Origin of the sequence: Hydrogenophaga sp. (assembly GCF_035481345.1) — a bacterium.
Classification (GTDB): domain Bacteria; phylum Pseudomonadota; class Gammaproteobacteria; order Burkholderiales; family Burkholderiaceae_C; genus Hydrogenophaga.
This window is the reverse complement of the sequence record NZ_DATIGV010000211.1, coordinates 13,246-28,404: the sequence shown is the minus strand read 5'-3', so window position 1 is coordinate 28,404 and position 15,159 is coordinate 13,246. Positions and strand designations below refer to the sequence as shown.

16 protein-coding genes are annotated in these 15,159 nt (G+C 70.9%); 15 read left to right on the top strand and 1 reads right to left on the bottom strand.

The window, feature by feature from the left end; genetic code table 11:
• On the top strand, positions 1-430 hold a 430-nt coding region (locus VLG41_RS21950), incomplete at its 5' end, for a helicase C-terminal domain-containing protein (RefSeq protein WP_325351503.1).
• Here the strand turns inward: VLG41_RS21950 and VLG41_RS21945 are convergent.
• Positions 390-1,205 (bottom strand): outer membrane protein assembly factor BamD, encoded by an 816-nt coding sequence (locus tag VLG41_RS21945; protein WP_325351502.1) that lies wholly within the window; start codon positions 1,203-1,205, stop codon positions 390-392. The two genes, VLG41_RS21950 and VLG41_RS21945, sit on opposite strands and share 41 nt — an antisense overlap.
• Between VLG41_RS21945 and VLG41_RS21940 the strand changes: the two genes are divergently transcribed.
• The 14 genes from VLG41_RS21940 to hflX all read left to right on the top strand — a co-directional run bounded on the left by VLG41_RS21940 (position 1,204) and on the right by hflX (position 15,141).
• The gene (locus tag VLG41_RS21940; protein ID WP_325351501.1) at positions 1,204-2,241 is read left to right on the top strand and encodes an RluA family pseudouridine synthase; all 1,038 of its coding nucleotides are present in this window, start codon (positions 1,204-1,206) and stop codon (positions 2,239-2,241) included. The two genes, VLG41_RS21945 and VLG41_RS21940, sit on opposite strands and share 2 nt — an antisense overlap.
• Before the next feature lie 122 nt (positions 2,242-2,363).
• On the top strand, positions 2,364-3,161 hold the full coding sequence (gene scpB, locus VLG41_RS21935; protein WP_325351500.1) for an SMC-Scp complex subunit ScpB: 798 nt from the start codon (positions 2,364-2,366) through the stop codon (positions 3,159-3,161).
• Positions 3,127-4,347, top strand: coding sequence for a 23S rRNA pseudouridine(2605) synthase RluB (rluB, locus tag VLG41_RS21930; protein ID WP_325351499.1), 1,221 nt, complete (start codon positions 3,127-3,129; stop codon positions 4,345-4,347). Before scpB ends, rluB begins: the two co-directional genes overlap by 35 nt.
• Before the next feature lie 79 nt (positions 4,348-4,426).
• Positions 4,427-4,852, top strand: a complete 426-nt coding sequence (gene ndk, locus VLG41_RS21925; protein WP_291024122.1) for a nucleoside-diphosphate kinase — start codon at positions 4,427-4,429, stop codon at positions 4,850-4,852.
• Between the two features lie 7 nt (positions 4,853-4,859).
• Positions 4,860-6,011 (top strand): 23S rRNA (adenine(2503)-C(2))-methyltransferase RlmN, encoded by a 1,152-nt coding sequence (gene rlmN, locus VLG41_RS21920; protein WP_325351498.1) that lies wholly within the window; start codon positions 4,860-4,862, stop codon positions 6,009-6,011.
• Positions 6,012-6,070: 59 nt separating this feature from the next.
• Positions 6,071-6,850, top strand: a complete 780-nt coding sequence (gene pilW, locus VLG41_RS21915) for a type IV pilus biogenesis/stability protein PilW (protein WP_325351505.1) — start codon at positions 6,071-6,073, stop codon at positions 6,848-6,850.
• Positions 6,843-7,766: a helix-turn-helix domain-containing protein gene (locus VLG41_RS21910; RefSeq protein ID WP_325351497.1), complete on the top strand. Its 924-nt coding sequence runs from the start codon at positions 6,843-6,845 to the stop codon at positions 7,764-7,766. Before pilW ends, VLG41_RS21910 begins: the two co-directional genes overlap by 8 nt.
• A gap of 8 nt (positions 7,767-7,774) precedes the next feature.
• The gene (gene ispG / locus VLG41_RS21905; protein WP_325351496.1) at positions 7,775-9,034 is read left to right on the top strand and encodes a flavodoxin-dependent (E)-4-hydroxy-3-methylbut-2-enyl-diphosphate synthase; all 1,260 of its coding nucleotides are present in this window, start codon (positions 7,775-7,777) and stop codon (positions 9,032-9,034) included.
• A gap of 11 nt (positions 9,035-9,045) precedes the next feature.
• Entirely contained in the window at positions 9,046-10,341 is a 1,296-nt protein-coding gene (gene hisS, locus VLG41_RS21900; protein ID WP_325351495.1) for a histidine--tRNA ligase, read from the top strand.
• A 49-nt stretch (positions 10,342-10,390) separates the two neighbouring features.
• A complete protein-coding gene (locus tag VLG41_RS21895) occupies positions 10,391-11,050 on the top strand; it encodes a tetratricopeptide repeat protein (RefSeq protein WP_325351494.1) in 660 nt (219 codons plus the stop codon).
• Complete coding sequence (gene bamB / locus VLG41_RS21890) at positions 11,047-12,174, top strand: outer membrane protein assembly factor BamB (RefSeq protein ID WP_325351493.1); 1,128 nt, start codon at positions 11,047-11,049, stop codon at positions 12,172-12,174. Before VLG41_RS21895 ends, bamB begins: the two co-directional genes overlap by 4 nt.
• A 21-nt stretch (positions 12,175-12,195) precedes the next feature.
• Complete coding sequence (gene der, locus VLG41_RS21885; RefSeq protein ID WP_291024105.1) at positions 12,196-13,536, top strand: ribosome biogenesis GTPase Der; 1,341 nt, start codon at positions 12,196-12,198, stop codon at positions 13,534-13,536.
• Positions 13,537-13,559: 23 nt separating this feature from the next.
• Positions 13,560-13,865 (top strand): RNA chaperone Hfq, encoded by a 306-nt coding sequence (hfq, locus tag VLG41_RS21880; protein WP_325351492.1) that lies wholly within the window; start codon positions 13,560-13,562, stop codon positions 13,863-13,865.
• Positions 13,866-13,953: 88 nt separating this feature from the next.
• Entirely contained in the window at positions 13,954-15,141 is a 1,188-nt protein-coding gene (gene hflX / locus VLG41_RS21875; RefSeq protein ID WP_414652528.1) for a GTPase HflX, read from the top strand.
• Positions 15,142-15,159 lie beyond the last annotated feature (18 nt).

Sequence of the window (15,159 nt, the reverse complement as noted above, 5' to 3'; positions counted from 1 at the left end):
TGCTGGCGCCGGCGCGCCCACGGTCGTGGTGGCCAGCGGCGCGCTGTGGCAGGGCATCGACGTGCCGGGCGAGGCCCTGCAACTGCTGGTGATCGACAAGCTGCCCTTTGCCCCGCCCGACGACCCCTGGCTGCAGCGGCGCCTGGAGCGCGCCCGCGCGGTCGGGGCCGATCCGTTCACCTCGGTGCAACTGGCCGATGCCGCCATGGCCCTGCGGCAAGGCGCCGGGCGCCTGATCCGCCGCGCGGGCGATCGGGGCTTGATCGTGATCGGTGACGTGCGCCTGCGCCGGCGCGCTTACGGCCCGGCCTTGCTGGCGGCGCTGCCCGCCTGCCGTTGGCTGGACCGCGAGGAAGAGGTTCAGGCCTGGCTGGATGAGCTGGTGGCGCTCACCAGACCTTCCACCACGGATCGCCCGACTTCTTCTTGACGCCGCCGCTGAGGTACTCGCTGTCCGGGTAACTTGCGCGCATCACGCGCTCGGCGTCGTCGCGCAACTGGGGCAGGCCCAGGGCGTCGTACGAGCGGATGATGAGGAACAGCGCCTCTTCGAGTGCGGGCGCGTCGGTGTAGTCGGTGAGGGCGGATTGGGCGCGGTTGATGGCGGCCACATAGGCGCCGCGCGTGAAGTAGTAGCGCGCGACGTGCACCTCGTACTGCGCGAGGGAGTTGACGATGTAGCGCATGCGCGCCACCGCGTCGGGGGTGTAGCGCGATTCGGGGAAACGCGTGCTCAGCTCACGGAAGGCCTCGAAGGACTCCTTGGCCGCTTTCTGGTCGCGTTCGGAGAGGTCCTGCCGCGCGAGCGCGCCGAAGAGGCCGAGGTTGTCGTTGAAGTTGACCAGGCCCTTGAGGTACAGCGCGTAGTCGAGCGCGGGGCTGGCCGGGTGCAGGCGCATGAAGCGGTCCAGCGTGGCCAGGGCCTGGGCGGGCTGGTCGCCACGGTACTGGGTGAAGGCCTTGTCGAGCTGGGCCTGTTGCGCCAGCGGCGTGCCGGCGGCGCGGCCTTCGAGCTTTTCGAACAGGGTGACGGCGCGCTCGAAGTTGCCGGCGTCGCGCTCGTCCACGGCCTCGGTGTACAGGCGGTTCGGGCTCCAGCCGATGGTCTCGTCGACCGGCGTCGTGCTGCAGGCCTGCAGGAGTACCGCCAGGGCGATGGCGGCCAGGGACGGGGCCGATAATCCGCGGCTCAACTTCAAGGGCATGGCGCTGGAACAGGACTCATTGAACGAAGCGGACAGTATATCGGCCGGGGGGGTGGCGCCCGAGGGCGACGCCTGGGACGAGCAGGCCGAGCAGCGCCGCCACGAAGTGCCCGCCGGACTGCACGGCTGGCGGCTGGACCGCGCGCTGGCCACGCTGGTGCCCGAGTTCTCGCGTTCCTACCTGCAGCAACTGCTGGCCGAGGGCGAGGTGCTCTGGCGCGACAGGCCCTGCACCAAGGCCTCCACCAAGGTGTCGGCGGGCGATGCCGTGCAGCTCACGCTGCGCCCCACGCCGCAGGCGCGTGCCTTCGTGGCCGAGCCCATGGCGCTGGACGTGGTGTTCGAGGACGAACACCTGCTGGTCATCGACAAGCCCGCTGGCCTGGTGGTGCACCCGGCCGCGGGGCACTGGGGTGGCACCCTGCTCAACGGCCTGCTCGCGCACCACGCGGGCGCCGCCGCGCTGCCACGCGCGGGCATCGTGCACCGGCTGGACAAGGACACCTCGGGCCTGATGATGGTGGCCAAGTCGCGCCAGGCCATGCAGGCGCTGGTGAATGCCATCGCCGCGCGCGAGGTGGGGCGCCAGTACCTGGCGATCGCACACGGCGCCTGGCGCCACCAGGGCCTGCGCAGCGTGCGCGAGCCCATCGGCCGCGACCCGCGCAACCGCCTGCGCATGGCGGTGGTCGGCGAGGGCGCGGGCAAGCCGGCTCACAGCGATTTCCTCTCGCTCGGTGCGAACGGCGAGGCCATGCTGGTGGCGTGCAAGCTGCACACGGGCCGTACGCACCAGATCCGCGTGCACATGGCCTGGCTGGGGCACCCTCTCGTGGGCGACGCGCTCTATGGCGGGCGGCCGCTGTGGGGCCTGCAGCGCCAGGCGCTGCACGCCATTTCCCTGCGCCTGTCGCACCCGGTTTCGGGCGCGCCGCTGGCCTTCTGGCGCGACCCGCCCGCCGACCTGGCCGCGGCCTTGGCGGCCGGGGGGCTCCGGTACAATCCGCCCCCTGCCGGCCAGGGCCTGATCGACTGATCCGCCCGCGCGGGCAATCCTTCTTCGCGGCCTGTGCCGCGACCTGTGGCCGGGCCCGCGCTCCGGCCTCCGCCCACCCAGAGCCCTCATTCGCGGCCCCGGCGCCGAGCGACAAGATCATCATGAACACCACGGATGCCAAGCGTGTCCTCGAGACGGCCCTCATCTGTGCCGCGCAACCCATGACGGTGCGCGAACTCTCGGTGCTGTTCGACGGCGAACTCGCGGCCGACACCCTCAAGTCCCTGCTGGCCGATCTGCAGCTCGAATGGACCGGCCGCGGTGTGGAGCTGGTGTCCGTGGCCACGGGCTGGCGCTTCCAGAGCCGGCCCGAGATGCGCCACTACCTCGACCGCCTGCACCCCGAGAAGCCGCCGCGCTACTCGCGCGCCACGCTGGAGACACTGGCCATCATCGCCTACCGCCAGCCCGTGACGCGCGGCGACATGGAAGACATCCGCGGCGTCACCATCAACTCGATGATCCTCAAGCAGCTCGAGGACCGCGGCTGGGTCGAGGTCATCGGCCACCGCGAAACGGTGGGCCGCCCGGCGCTGTTCGCCACCACCCGACAGTTCCTCGACGACCTCGGCCTGAGCTCGCTCGACCAGTTGCCTCCGCTGGAGGCCAGCGAGGTGCAGGAATCGTCGCTGGGCTCGCTCGATTTCGAGAGCCTGGCGGCGGCGCAGTTGCCGGTGCCGACCGAGGAGGGTGACGGCGTGCCGGCGGACGCGGCAGCGGACACCGCCGTGCAATCGCCGGCCGAGACCGGGCACCTGGCCGATGCGGACCACGCCACCGCCACCGCCGCCGATGCGCTCCCCGATGAACCGGCCGACGTCGACGCGCCCGCCACCGACGAACCCGCCCCTGAGGACGACACCGATGAGCCCGGCCACCCCACGCAAACCCCGGCCTGATCGGCCCCGCGCCGACAAGCCTCGCGCCGAGCGGCCCGGCCCGGCGCGCGCCCGGCGCGCGCCCGACACCGACGCCCTGAGCTTCGACGAGGTCGTCAGTGGCGCCTTCGACGAAGCCCAGTCGCACGTCCCGGAAGCGGCCGCCGAGCCGGCCAAGCGCGTGCTCGCGCCCGAAGCCGAATCGCCCAAGTTGCACAAGGTGCTGGCCCAGGCCGGCCTGGGCTCGCGCCTCGAGATGGAGCAGCTCATCGTGCAGGGCCGCCTGTCGGTGAATGGCGAGCCCGCGCACGTGGGCCAGCGCATCCAGCACGGCGACCAGATCCGCCTGGACGGCAAGCCCCTGCGCGTGCGGCTGGAGCCGCCCGCGCCGCGCGTGCTGGCGTACCACAAGCCCGCGGGCGAGGTCGTCACGCACGACGACCCGCAGAACCGGCCCACGGTGTTTCGCCGCCTGCCGCGTTTGCATCAAGGGAAGTGGCAGTCGGTCGGCCGGCTCGACCTCAACACCGAAGGCCTGCTGCTGTTCACCAACGCGGGCGAGCTGGCCAACCGCCTCATGCACCCCAGCTTCGGCCTGCAGCGCGAGTACGCGGTGCGCGTGCTGGGGGCCATCTCGAACGAGGAGCGCCAGCGCCTGCTCGACGGCGTGCAACTGGAGGACGGCCCGGCCCAGTTCCAGTCCATCGAGGACGGCGGCGGCGAGGGCGCCAACTGCTGGTACCGCGTCACCATCGGCGAAGGCCGCAACCGCGAGGTGCGCCGCCTGTTCGAGGCCGTGGGCCACGCCGTGAGCCGGCTCATCCGCATCCGCTACGGCGCTGTCGTGCTGCCACGTGGCCTGCCGCGCGGCGCCTGGATCGAACTCGGCGAGCGCGACGTGCAGCGCCTGGCCCAGGCGGCCGGCGTGCGCACGCCCCGCACGCGCGCCCCGCGCGAGGAGGCCGCGGCCCCGGCCACGGCGCGCCGCCGCCATGGCCCGGGTCCCAAATCGCCCCCGCCCAAGGCCTCGGCGCCGCGCCGCGCCGACGGCGCGCCTGCCCGCGGGCGAAGCACCGGCGGCCAGCCCGACCCCATGAAAACCAGCCAGGGCTACATCGGCCACGACGCCGTGCAGCGCCAGCGCCGCGAAGGGGGCAAAGGCCCCGCCAAACCCACGCGTCCTCAGGGGCGTCGCCCCAGGGGCTGACACTTCCGCCATGTAGAATGGCGGGCTTTGCGGACCACGGGTCCGCTGCTCCGATCGCTCTCAAAACTTCAGGAAACCCATGGCCATCGAACGCACCCTCTCGATCATCAAACCCGACGCCGTCGCCAAGAACGTGATCGGCCAGATCTACGCCCGCTTCGAGGCCGCCGGCCTGAAGGTCGTGGCCGCCCGCATGGCCCACCTCTCGCGCCGCGAGGCCGAGCAGTTCTACGCCGTGCACAGCGCGCGCCCCTTCTTCAAGGACCTGGTCGACTTCATGATCAGCGGCCCGGTGATGATCCAGGTGCTCGAAGGCGAAGGCGCCATCCTCAAGAACCGCGACCTGATGGGTGCCACCGACCCCAAGAAGGCCGCCGCCGGCACCATCCGCGCCGACTTCGCCGACAGCATCGACGCCAACGCGGTGCACGGCTCCGACGCGCCCGAGACGGCCGCCGTGGAAGTGGCTTTCTTCTTCCCCGGCATGAACGTCTACTCGCGTTGATCATGTCATGACGGTCAACCTGCTCGACTTCGATCTCGAGGGGCTGGCCGCCTTCTGCGAAGGGCTGGGCGAAAAGCGCTTCCGCGCCGTTCAGCTCTTTCGCTGGATCCACCAGCGCGGTGCATCCGACTTTTCCCAGATGACCGACCTCGCGCGCAGCCTGCGCGAGAAGCTGCCCGGCGTGGCGCGCGTCGAAGGCCTGAAGGTGCTCTCGCGCCAGGACTCGGCCGACGGCACCATCAAGTGGCTGTTCGACGTCGGTGACGGCAACGCCGTCGAGACCGTGTTCATTCCCGAAGACGACCGCGGCACGCTGTGCGTGTCCTCGCAGGCGGGCTGCGCCGTGGGTTGCCGCTTCTGCTCCACGGGGCACCAGGGCTTCTCGCGCAACCTCAGCACCGGCGAGATCCTGGCCCAGCTCTGGTACGCCGAGTTCTTCCTGCGCGCTTTTCTCAAGCGCCCCGGGGAACGCGTGATCACCAACGTGGTCATGATGGGCATGGGTGAGCCTCTGCAGAACTACCACGCGCTGGTGCCCGCGCTCAAGGTCATGCTCGACGACCACGCCTACGGCCTGTCGCGCCGGCGCGTGACCGTCTCCACCTCGGGCGTGGTGCCCATGATCGACCGCCTGGCGCAGGACTGCCCGGTGGCCCTGGCCGTGTCGCTGCACGCACCCAATGACGCGCTGCGCGACGACCTCGTGCCGCTGAACCGCAAGTACCCCATCGCCGAGCTGCTCGACGCCTGCCTGCGCTACCTGCCGGCCGCGCCGCGCGACTTCATCACCTTCGAGTACTGCATGCTCGACGGTGTGAACGACCAGCCCGAGCACGCGCAGGCGCTGCTCAAGCTGCTGCGCGAGCACGGCGGGCGCGGCGTGCCCGCCAAGCTCAACCTCATCCCCTTCAACCCCTTTCCCGATTCCGGCCTGCGCTGCTCGCCGCGCGCGGTGGTGCAGCGCTTCGGGCAGTTGCTCAACGAAGGCGGCGTCGTCACCACCGTCCGCAAGACGCGCGGCGACGACATCGACGCCGCCTGCGGCCAGTTGGCCGGCGACGTGCTGGACCGCACCGACGCCGCGCGCCGCATGGCGCGGCGCCGCGAATCCGTGCACCCCATCCGTTTGATGACCCCGAAGAAGGAAAGGCAGGCATGACCCACGCAGCGAACCGTCCGCTCCCCACCCGAAACCCGAAGGCGCTGTGGCTCTTGGCCATGGTCCTGGCGCTGGTGTGGCTGGCCGGTTGCGCGTCGCAGGGCCCGCGCGTGTCCGCCTCGCCCACGCCGGGCGTGGAGCCCATCACCGCGTCGGACGAGCCGCCCGCGGTGCGCCGAGCGCGCATCCGCTACGAACTGGCCGCGAGCTACTACGAACAGGGCCAGACCACCGTCGCGCTCGACGAAATCAAGCTCTCGCTGCAAGCCGACCCGAACTACGGCCCGGCCTACATCCTGCGTGGCCTGGTCTACATGCGCCTGAACGACTCGGCGCTGGCCGAGGAGAGCTTCCGCCGCGCGCTGCAGATCAATTCGCGCGACGCGCAGGCCCAACACGCCTACGGCCTGTTCCTGTGCGAGCAGGGCCGCTACGCGCCGGCCGATGACATGTTCAACCAGGCCCTGGCCAACCCCACCTACGGCGGGCGCTCGCGCACCTGGCTCGTGCAGGGCGTGTGCCAGATCCGCGCCGGCAAGCTGCAGGAGGCCGAGGCCACGCTGTCGCGCGCCTACGAGTTCGACGCCAGCAACCCCATCGCCGCCTACAACCTGGCCAGCCTCAAGCACCGCCGGGGCGACCACCAGGGCGCGCAATTCATCATCCGCCGGGTCAACAACTCCGAACTGGCCAACGCCGAGACCCTGTGGCTGGGCATCAAGGTGGAGCGCCAGATGAACAACGACGTGGCCGCCGCGCAACTGGCCCAGCAACTGGGGCGGCGGTTCCCGCAGTCCACCCAATGGGCGGCGTATCAGCGAGGGGCATTCAATGAGTGAGTTCGAGGAGCAGACCCTCGAATCGCCGGCGGCGGTGAGCCGCCCGGTGTTGTTGCGCGAAGCGCGCGAGGCCGCGGGCCTGCACATCGCCGCGCTGGCGGCGGCGCTGAAGGTGCCGGTGCGCAAGCTCGAGGCCCTCGAAGCCGGTCAGTACGACGAACTGCCCGACCTCACCTTCGCGCGCGCCCTGGCCTCCAGCGCCTGCCGCCAACTCAAGATCGACCCGGGCCCGGTGCTGGAGCAGATTCCGCAGAATCCGACGCCCGCACTGCGCGGCAGTGAGAGCGCGATCAACGCGCCCTTCAAACCCGCCAGCGAGGCGCCGGCGGCCAGCCCGCTGACCTGGCTGTCCAAGCCCGCGCTGCTGGGCACCATCGCCTTGCTGCTGGCGGCCCTGGTCGTGATGTTCCTCCCCGACATGGAGCCCGCGGGCACGGCCGACGAGGCTGCGCAGAACACGGCGCAAGAGGCCGCGCCGGCGGCGCCCGCCGCGGCGCCCGGCCTGCCGATCTTCCAGCCGGCGGACCCCGCGCCCGCCGCAGCGCCCGGTGCACCGGCGAGTGCGGAAACCACCGCCCCGGCCGAAGACGGCGCGGCACCCGCCGAGGCGTCGGCGCCGCCCCCGGCGGCGGGCACGCCGGCCGTGCCGCAGGCGCCTGCGGCGGCCCCGGCCGCCAGCGCGACGGTGCTGCAGATCGAGGCCAGCGAAGAGTCCTGGGCCGAGGTCACGAACGGCACCGGCAACGTGGTGCTGCAGCGCCTGCTGCAGCCGGGCGAGCGCGTCGAGTTCTCCGCTGCGCCGCCGTACGCCGTGGTATTGGGCAAGGCCAGCGCCGTGAAAGTCAACGTGCGCGGCCGCGCCTTTGACGCCAAGGCGATCGCCCGCAACGACGTGGCCCGCTTCGAGGCCCGGTGAGTTCCGTCATGTCCAAGGCACCCATTCCCCTGCCACAGGCCGCGCCGCGCCGCACGCGCCAGGGCGTGGTGCGCTGGGGCGACCACGGCGTGAGCATCGGTGGCGACGCGCCGGTGCGCGTGCAGTCGATGACCAACACCGACACCGCCGACGCCATCGCCACCGCCATCCAGGTGAAGGAGCTGGCCCAGGCCGGCTCCGAGCTCGTGCGGATCACGGTCAACAACGACGAAGCCGCCAAGGCCGTGCCGCACATCCGCGAGCAGCTCGACCGCATGGGCATTTCCGTGCCGCTGATCGGTGACTTCCACTACAACGGCCACCGCCTGCTGACGGACCACCCGGCCTGCGCCGAGGCCCTGTCCAAGTACCGCATCAACCCCGGCAACGTGGGCCGCGGGGAGAAGGGCGACCGCCAGTTCGCGCAGATGGTGGAGATCGCCGCGCGCCACGACAAGCACATCCGCATCGGCGTGAACTGGGGCAGCCTCGACCAGGACCTGCTCGCGCGCCTGATGGACGAGAACCATGCGCGCGCCCAACCCTGGGACGCGAAGCAGGTGATGTACGAGGCCCTGATCACCTCCGCCATCGACTCGGCGAAGAAGGCCGAGGAGATCGGTTTGCCGGGCGAGAACATCGTGCTCTCGTGCAAGGTGAGCGCGGTGCAGGACCTCATCGCCGTCTACCAGGCGCTGGCGCAGCGCTGCGATTACCCCCTGCACCTGGGCCTTACCGAGGCCGGCATGGGCACCAAGGGCGCGGTGGCCTCCACGGCGGCGCTGTCCGTGCTGCTGCAGCAGGGCATCGGCGACACCATCCGCATCTCGCTCACGCCGCAGCCCGGCGAAGCGCGCACGCAGGAAGTGCTGGTGGGCCTGGAGATCCTGCAGGCCCTGGGGCTGCGCAGCTTCGTGCCCAGCGTCACCGCCTGCCCCGGCTGCGGCCGCACCACCAGTACCACCTTCCAGGAGCTGGCCAAGCAGATCGACGACTACCTGCGCGCCTCCATGCCCGTCTGGCGCGAGCGTTACCCCGGCGTCGAAGGCATGAAGGTGGCGGTCATGGGCTGCATCGTCAACGGCCCGGGCGAGAGCAAGCACGCCGACATCGGCATCAGCCTGCCGGGCACCGGCGAGGCGCCCGCCGCGCCCGTGTTCATCGACGGCCAGAAGGCTGTCACGCTGCGCGGTGAAGGGATCGCGCGCGAGTTCCAGACCATCGTCGAAAACTACATCGAGAAGCGGTTCGGCGCGCAGCACGCCTGACCCCGTATCCCATGGCAGAGAAACTGGTTGCCGTCAAAGGCATGAACGACATCGCCCCTCCGCAGTCGGCGCACTGGGAGTGGCTGGAAGACAGCCTGCGCGCGCTCATGGCGCGCTACGGCTACCGCAACCTGCGCACGCCCATCGTGGAGCCCACGGCCCTGTTCGTGCGCGGCCTGGGCGAGGTGACCGACATCGTCGAGAAGGAGATGTATTCCTTCGAAGACAAGCTCAACGGCGAGCAGCTCACCCTGCGGCCCGAGAACACCGCGGGCGTGGTGCGCGCCGCCCTCGAGAGCAACATGCTCTACGAAGGCCCCAAGCGCCTGTACTACATGGGCCCCATGTTCCGCCACGAGCGCCCGCAGCGCGGCCGCTACCGCCAGTTCCACCAGTTCGGCGCCGAGGCCCTGGGCTTCGCGGGCCCGGACGTGGACGTGGAGCTGATCGTGCTGGCCTGCGACCTCTGGGCCGCGCTGGGCCTCACCGGCATCGAACTCGAGGTCAACAGCCTGGGCCAGCCCGCCGAGCGCCTGGCGCACCGGCAGGCGCTCATCGCCCACTTCGAGTCGCACGCCGGCCTGCTCGACGAAGACGCGAAGCGCCGCCTGCACAGCAACCCACTGCGCATCCTGGACACCAAGAACCCCGCCATGCAGGACATGGTCAACGCGGCGCCCCGGCTCATCGACCACCTGGGCCCCGAGTCGCTCGCGCACTTCGACCGCGTGAAAGCCCTGCTGGACGCGCACGGCATCGCCTACCGCGTCAACCCGCGCCTGGTGCGCGGCATGGACTACTACAACCTCACCGTGTTCGAGTTCGTCACCACCCAGCTCGGTTCGCAGGGCACGGTGTGCGCGGGCGGCCGCTACGACGGCCTGTTCGAGCAGATCGGTGGCAAGCCCACGCCCGCCGTGGGCTGGGCGCTGGGCATGGAGCGCATCCTGGAGCTGCTCAAGGAGCAGGGCCGCCTGCCCGAGCCGCCCACGCCCGACGCCTATGCCGTGGTGCCCGATGCCGCCGCGCTGCCGCGCGTGATGCCGCTGCTGCGCGCCCTGCGCCAGGCCGGCGCGCGCGTGCAGATGCACGCCGCCGGCGCCGAGGGCATGGGCAGCATGAAGTCGCAGTTCAAGAAGGCCGACGCCAGCGGCGCGCGCTTCGCGCTGATCTTCGGGGCCGATGAACTCGCCCAGGGACAGGTGGCGCTCAAGGCCCTGCGCGGCGAGCGCGACGCCGCCGCGGCGCAGTTGGCGCTGTCCCTGACCGACCCCGCCGCCATCGTGGCCCGCCTGCGCGCCGACTGAGCCCGTTCGCCTACCTACAATCCAGCACTTTCGCGTCCGTCCAGCACCCATGGCCAAACACCTCGACCTCGAAGAGCAGGAACAGCTCGACCAGCTCAAACACTTCTGGGCCAAGTACGGCAACCTCATCAGCTGGGTGCTGATCGTGGTGTTCGGCTCCTTCGCCGCGTACAACGGCTGGAACTGGTGGCAGCGCAACCAGTCCGCCAAGGCGGCGGTGCTGTACGAGGAAGTCGACCGCGCCGTGCAGGCCAAGGACCTGGACCGCGTGGGCCGCGTGCTCTCCGACATGCGCGCCGATTTCGGCGGCACCACTTTCTCGGCCCAGGCCGGCCTGCTGGCGGGCAAGGCGCTGTTCGACGGCGGCCAGCTCGACAAGGCCCGCGAGGCGCTGCAGGCCGTGCTGTCCGACAGCAAGGACGACGGCCTGCAGGCCGTCGCCCGCCTGCGCCTGGCCTCGGTGGAATTGCAGGCCGGCCAGCCCGACGCGGCCTTGCAGGTGCTGCAGGCCAAGGTGCCTGCGTCCTTCGAACCGCTGATGGCCGATCGCCGGGGCGACGTGCTGCTGGCCCAGGGCAAGGCGGACGAGGCCAAGGCCCAGTACGAGGCCGCCTGGAAAGCGCTCGACGCCGGCAATGAACTGCGCCGCCTGGTGGCCGTGAAACTGGCCTCCCTGGGTGTGGCCGTGGACACGGAGGTCAAGCCATGATGCGCCAACGCCTGATCGCCGTCGGCCTGTGCCTCGCGGCCGCGCTCACGCTCGCGGCTTGTTCCTCCGGGCCCAAGAAACCGCAGCCGGCCGACCTCGGCCCCGCGGCCCAGTTGATGGGCGTGCGCCAGATCTGGACCGCCAGCGTGGGCGAGGGCGGCTCGGGCTTCGTGCCGGTGCACGCCGCGGGCCGCGTGTACGTGGCCGGGGCCGCGGGCGTGGTGGCCGCGATCGACGCGCGCACCGGCGCCGACGCCTGGCGCCTGGACCTGCGCACGCGCCTGTCCACCGGCGTGGGCAGCGACGGCCAGACGGCGGCCGTCATCACCGCCGAGAACGTGCTCGTGGCCATCGCCGACGGCGAATCCCGCTGGCGCGTGCGCCTGCCGGCGCGCTCCTTCACGCCGCCGCTGGTGGCGGGCGGCCGGGTCTTCGTGCTCACGGCCGACCGCACCGTGGTGGCCTACGACGCCGCCAACGGCGCGCGCCTGTGGGGTCAGACCCGCACGGGCGACCCGCTCACGCTCAACCAGCCGGCCGCGCTGGCGGCGGTGGGCGACACGCTGGTGGCCGGGGTGTCCGGCCGCCTCGTCGGCCTCAACCCCGACAACGGCTCCGTGCGCTGGGAGTCCCTGGTGGCCACCTCGCGCGGCACGAACGAGGTCGAGCGCCTCGTGGACGTGGTGGCTCCCGTTGGCCGCATCGGCACCAATATCTGCGTGCGCGCCTATTCCGCGGCGGTGGGTTGCCTGGACGGCGTGCGCGGCTCGGTCATCTGGACCAAACCCGCTCAGGGCGTGGTCGGCGTCCACGGCGATGACCGCCTGGTGTTCGGCAGCGAAAGCAACGGCACCCTGCAGGCATGGCGGCGCGACAGCGGCGAGCCGGCCTGGACCTCCGAACGCCTCAAGCACCGCCAGCTGAGCGCGCCGCTGGCCCTGGGCCGCGTCATCGCGGTCGGCGACGGCACCGGCCTGGTGCACGTCCTGTCGCGCGAGGACGGCAGCGAAATGGCCCGCCTGTCCACGGACGGCTCGGCCATCGTGTCGCAGCCCCTGCTGGCCGGTGAGGCGCTGGTCGTCATGACCGCGCGCGGTGCGCTGTACGCCTGGCGTCCCGAATAAAGAAGGCTTGCGCCCCTGCCCATGAAACCCGTCGTCGCCCTCGTGGGCCGCCCCAATGTGGGCAAGTCCACGCTGTTCAACCGCCTCACGGGCACGCGCGACGCCATCGTGGCCGACCTGGCGGGCCTCACGCGCGACCGCCATTACGGCAACGGGCGCCTGGGCAAGCAGGAATACATCGTCATCGACACCGGTGGCTTCGAGCCCGACGCCGGCGAGGGCAGCATCTACCGCGAGATGGCCCAGCAGACCCGGCAGGCCGTGGCCGAGAGCGACGTGGTGCTGTTCGTGGTCGACGCGCGCGCCGGCCTGAGCGCGCAGGACCACGACATCGCCACCTACCTGCGCCGCCTGGGCAAGCCCTGCGTGCTGGTGGCCAACAAGGCCGAGGGCATGACCCAGGGCGCGCAGTTCCTCGAGTTCTTCGAGCTGGGCCTGGGCGAGGTATTGCCTGTGTCCGGCGCGCACGGGCAGGGCGTGCGCTCGATGATCGAAGCCGCGCTGGAGCGCCTGCCCGGCCTGGTCGAGCCCGACGAGGACGAGGAGCAGGCCGCGCCCGACACCATCCGCCTCACGGTGGCCGGCCGCCCCAACGTGGGCAAGTCCACCCTGATCAACGCCTGGCTCGGCGAGGAGCGCCTGGTCGCCTTCGACATGCCGGGCACCACGCGCGACGCCATCCGCGTGCCTTTCGAACGCAACGGCCAGCGCTTCGAGCTGGTCGACACCGCCGGCCTGCGCCGCAAGGGCCGCGTGTTCGAGGCCATCGAAAAGTTCTCGGTCATCAAGACCCTGCAGGCCATCGAAAGCGCGCACGTCGTGCTGCTGCTGCTCGACGCCACGCAGGGCGTCACCGATCAGGACGCCCACATCGCCGGCTACATCCTCGAAAGCGGCCGCGCCGTGGTGGTGGCCATCAACAAGTGGGACGCGGTCGACAGCTACCAGCGCGAGCAGATCGAGCGCCAGATCGAAACCCGGCTGGCCTTCCTCAAGTTCGCCGCGCTGCACCGCATCTCGGCGCGCAAGCGCCAGGGCCTGGCGCCGCTGTGGGCCTCCATCGCCCAGGCCCACGCCTCGGCCATGCGCAAGATGTCCACGCCGGTGCTGACCCGCCTGCTGCAGGAGGCGGTGGCCTTCCAGGCGCCTTCGCGCGGCGGGCAGGCGCGGCCCAAGATGCGCTACGCCCACCAGGGCGGCATGAACCCGCCCGTCATCGTGATCCACGGCAACTCGCTCGACCGCGTGCCCGACGCCTACCGGCGTTTCCTCGAAGGACGCTTCCGCAAGGCCTTCGATCTCGTCGGCACGCCGTTGCGGATCGAATTCAAGACGTCCAGCAACCCGTTCAAAGCCGAATAAATGGCCTCGTGAGGCCACGGGGCATGCCCGTGTGGTATGTTTCCACCCTCCAAAACCAGCCGAACACGGAGCATATCGTGAGCAACAACAAAGGCCAGCTCTTGCAAGACCCGTTCCTGAACCAACTGCGCCGGGAACACGTCCCCGTTTCGATCTACCTGGTCAACGGCATCAAGCTGCAGGGTCAGATCGAGTCCTTCGACCAGTACGTCGTCCTGCTGCGCAACACCGTGACGCAAATGGTCTACAAGCACGCCATCTCGACCATCGTTCCCGGTCGTCCCGTGCAGTTCTCGGTCAACAACCCCGACGATCCCAACGCCGCCTGAGTCCGCCACTGCGAGACACGCGCAGCCCGAGCCGCCAGGCACGCCCTGACGGCCGGGCGGGCAACGCAGGGCGCGTTGCCCCACCGATTTGACAGCACCCACCCCCTCTCTCCCGAACGCCACGCCGCCGGTCATCCTGGTGGGGGTCGACTTCGGGTATCCCCATTTCGACGCCGAGCTGCAGGAGCTGGGCCAACTGGCCGAGACGGCCGGCTACCGCGTGGCCGATCGGGTCACCTGCAAGCGCCGCGCGCCCGACCCGGCCTTGTTCGTGGGCTCCGGCAAGGCCGACGAGATCAAGATGCTGGTGCAATCCACCGGCGCGGCCGAGGTGCTGTTCGACCAGGCGCTGAGCCCGGCCCAGCAGCGCAACCTGGAGCGCCACATGGGCTGCCCGGTCAACGACCGCACCCTGCTGATCCTGGAGATCTTCGCGCAGCGCGCGCGCAGCCATGAAGGCAAGCTGCAGGTCGAACTCGCGCGGCTGCAGTACCTGTCCACGCGGCTGGTGCGGCGCTGGTCCCACCTGGAGCGACAGAGCGGCGGCATCGGCATGCGCGGCGGCCCGGGCGAGACGCAGATCGAGCTCGATCGCCGCATGATCAACGAGGCCATCAAGCGCACCAAGGAGCGGCTCGAGAAGGTCAAGAAGCAGCGCGCCACGCAGCGCCGCCAGCGCCAGCGGCGCGATGCCTTCACCATCTCGCTGGTGGGCTACACCAACGCCGGCAAGAGCTCGCTCTTCAATGCCCTGGTGAAGGCGCGCACCTACGCCGCCGACCAGCTCTTTGCCACCCTGGACACCACCACGCGCCAGCTCTACCTGGGTGAGGCGGGGCGCACGGTCTCCTTGTCCGACACCGTTGGCTTCATCCGCGAACTCCCCCACGGCCTGGTGGACGCCTTCGCCGCCACGCTGCAGGAGGCGGCCGACGCCGATCTGCTGTTGCATGTGGTGGACGCCGCCAACCCCGACCACCCCGAGCAGATCGCCGCCGTGCAGCGCGTGCTCGGCGAGATCGGCGCGGCCGAGGTGCCGCAGTTGCTGGTGTTCAACAAGATCGACGCCATGGACCCGGCCAACCGCCCCCGGCGGGCGCTGGATGCCATGGAGCTCGACGGCCAGAGCGTGCCGCGCGTGTTCGTGAGCGCGCTCTCGGGTGACGGCCTGCCCGAGCTGCGGGCCTGGCTGGCGGCCGAGGTGGCGCGCCGACAGGCGCCGCCGACAGAACAAGACCCCTTGCAGACCGCCGAAGCCGCGGACCCGCTGCCCTGATTGGGCACAATGTGAACT

What these genes read in the sequence shown, in the direction of transcription:
- VLG41_RS21910 (WP_325351497.1), top strand. Translation starts at nt 6,843, where the DNA reads ATGAGTGAGTTCGAGGAGCAGACCCTCGAATCGCCGGCGGCGGTGAGC.
- pilW (WP_325351505.1), top strand. Translation starts at nt 6,071, where the DNA reads ATGGTCCTGGCGCTGGTGTGGCTGGCCGGTTGCGCGTCGCAGGGCCCG.
- rlmN (WP_325351498.1), top strand. Translation starts at nt 4,860, where the DNA reads ATGACGGTCAACCTGCTCGACTTCGATCTCGAGGGGCTGGCCGCCTTC.
- rluB (WP_325351499.1), top strand. Translation starts at nt 3,127, where the DNA reads ATGAGCCCGGCCACCCCACGCAAACCCCGGCCTGATCGGCCCCGCGCC.
- hfq (WP_325351492.1), top strand. Translation starts at nt 13,560, where the DNA reads ATGCCCGTGTGGTATGTTTCCACCCTCCAAAACCAGCCGAACACGGAG.
- der (WP_291024105.1), top strand. Translation starts at nt 12,196, where the DNA reads ATGAAACCCGTCGTCGCCCTCGTGGGCCGCCCCAATGTGGGCAAGTCC.
- VLG41_RS21945 (WP_325351502.1), bottom strand. Translation starts at nt 1,205, where the DNA reads ATGCCCTTGAAGTTGAGCCGCGGATTATCGGCCCCGTCCCTGGCCGCC.
- ndk (WP_291024122.1), top strand. Translation starts at nt 4,427, where the DNA reads ATGGCCATCGAACGCACCCTCTCGATCATCAAACCCGACGCCGTCGCC.
- bamB (WP_325351493.1), top strand. Translation starts at nt 11,047, where the DNA reads ATGATGCGCCAACGCCTGATCGCCGTCGGCCTGTGCCTCGCGGCCGCG.
- ispG (WP_325351496.1), top strand. Translation starts at nt 7,775, where the DNA reads ATGTCCAAGGCACCCATTCCCCTGCCACAGGCCGCGCCGCGCCGCACG.
- hisS (WP_325351495.1), top strand. Translation starts at nt 9,046, where the DNA reads ATGGCAGAGAAACTGGTTGCCGTCAAAGGCATGAACGACATCGCCCCT.
- VLG41_RS21940 (WP_325351501.1), top strand. Translation starts at nt 1,204, where the DNA reads ATGGCGCTGGAACAGGACTCATTGAACGAAGCGGACAGTATATCGGCC.
- scpB (WP_325351500.1), top strand. Translation starts at nt 2,364, where the DNA reads ATGAACACCACGGATGCCAAGCGTGTCCTCGAGACGGCCCTCATCTGT.
- VLG41_RS21895 (WP_325351494.1), top strand. Translation starts at nt 10,391, where the DNA reads ATGGCCAAACACCTCGACCTCGAAGAGCAGGAACAGCTCGACCAGCTC.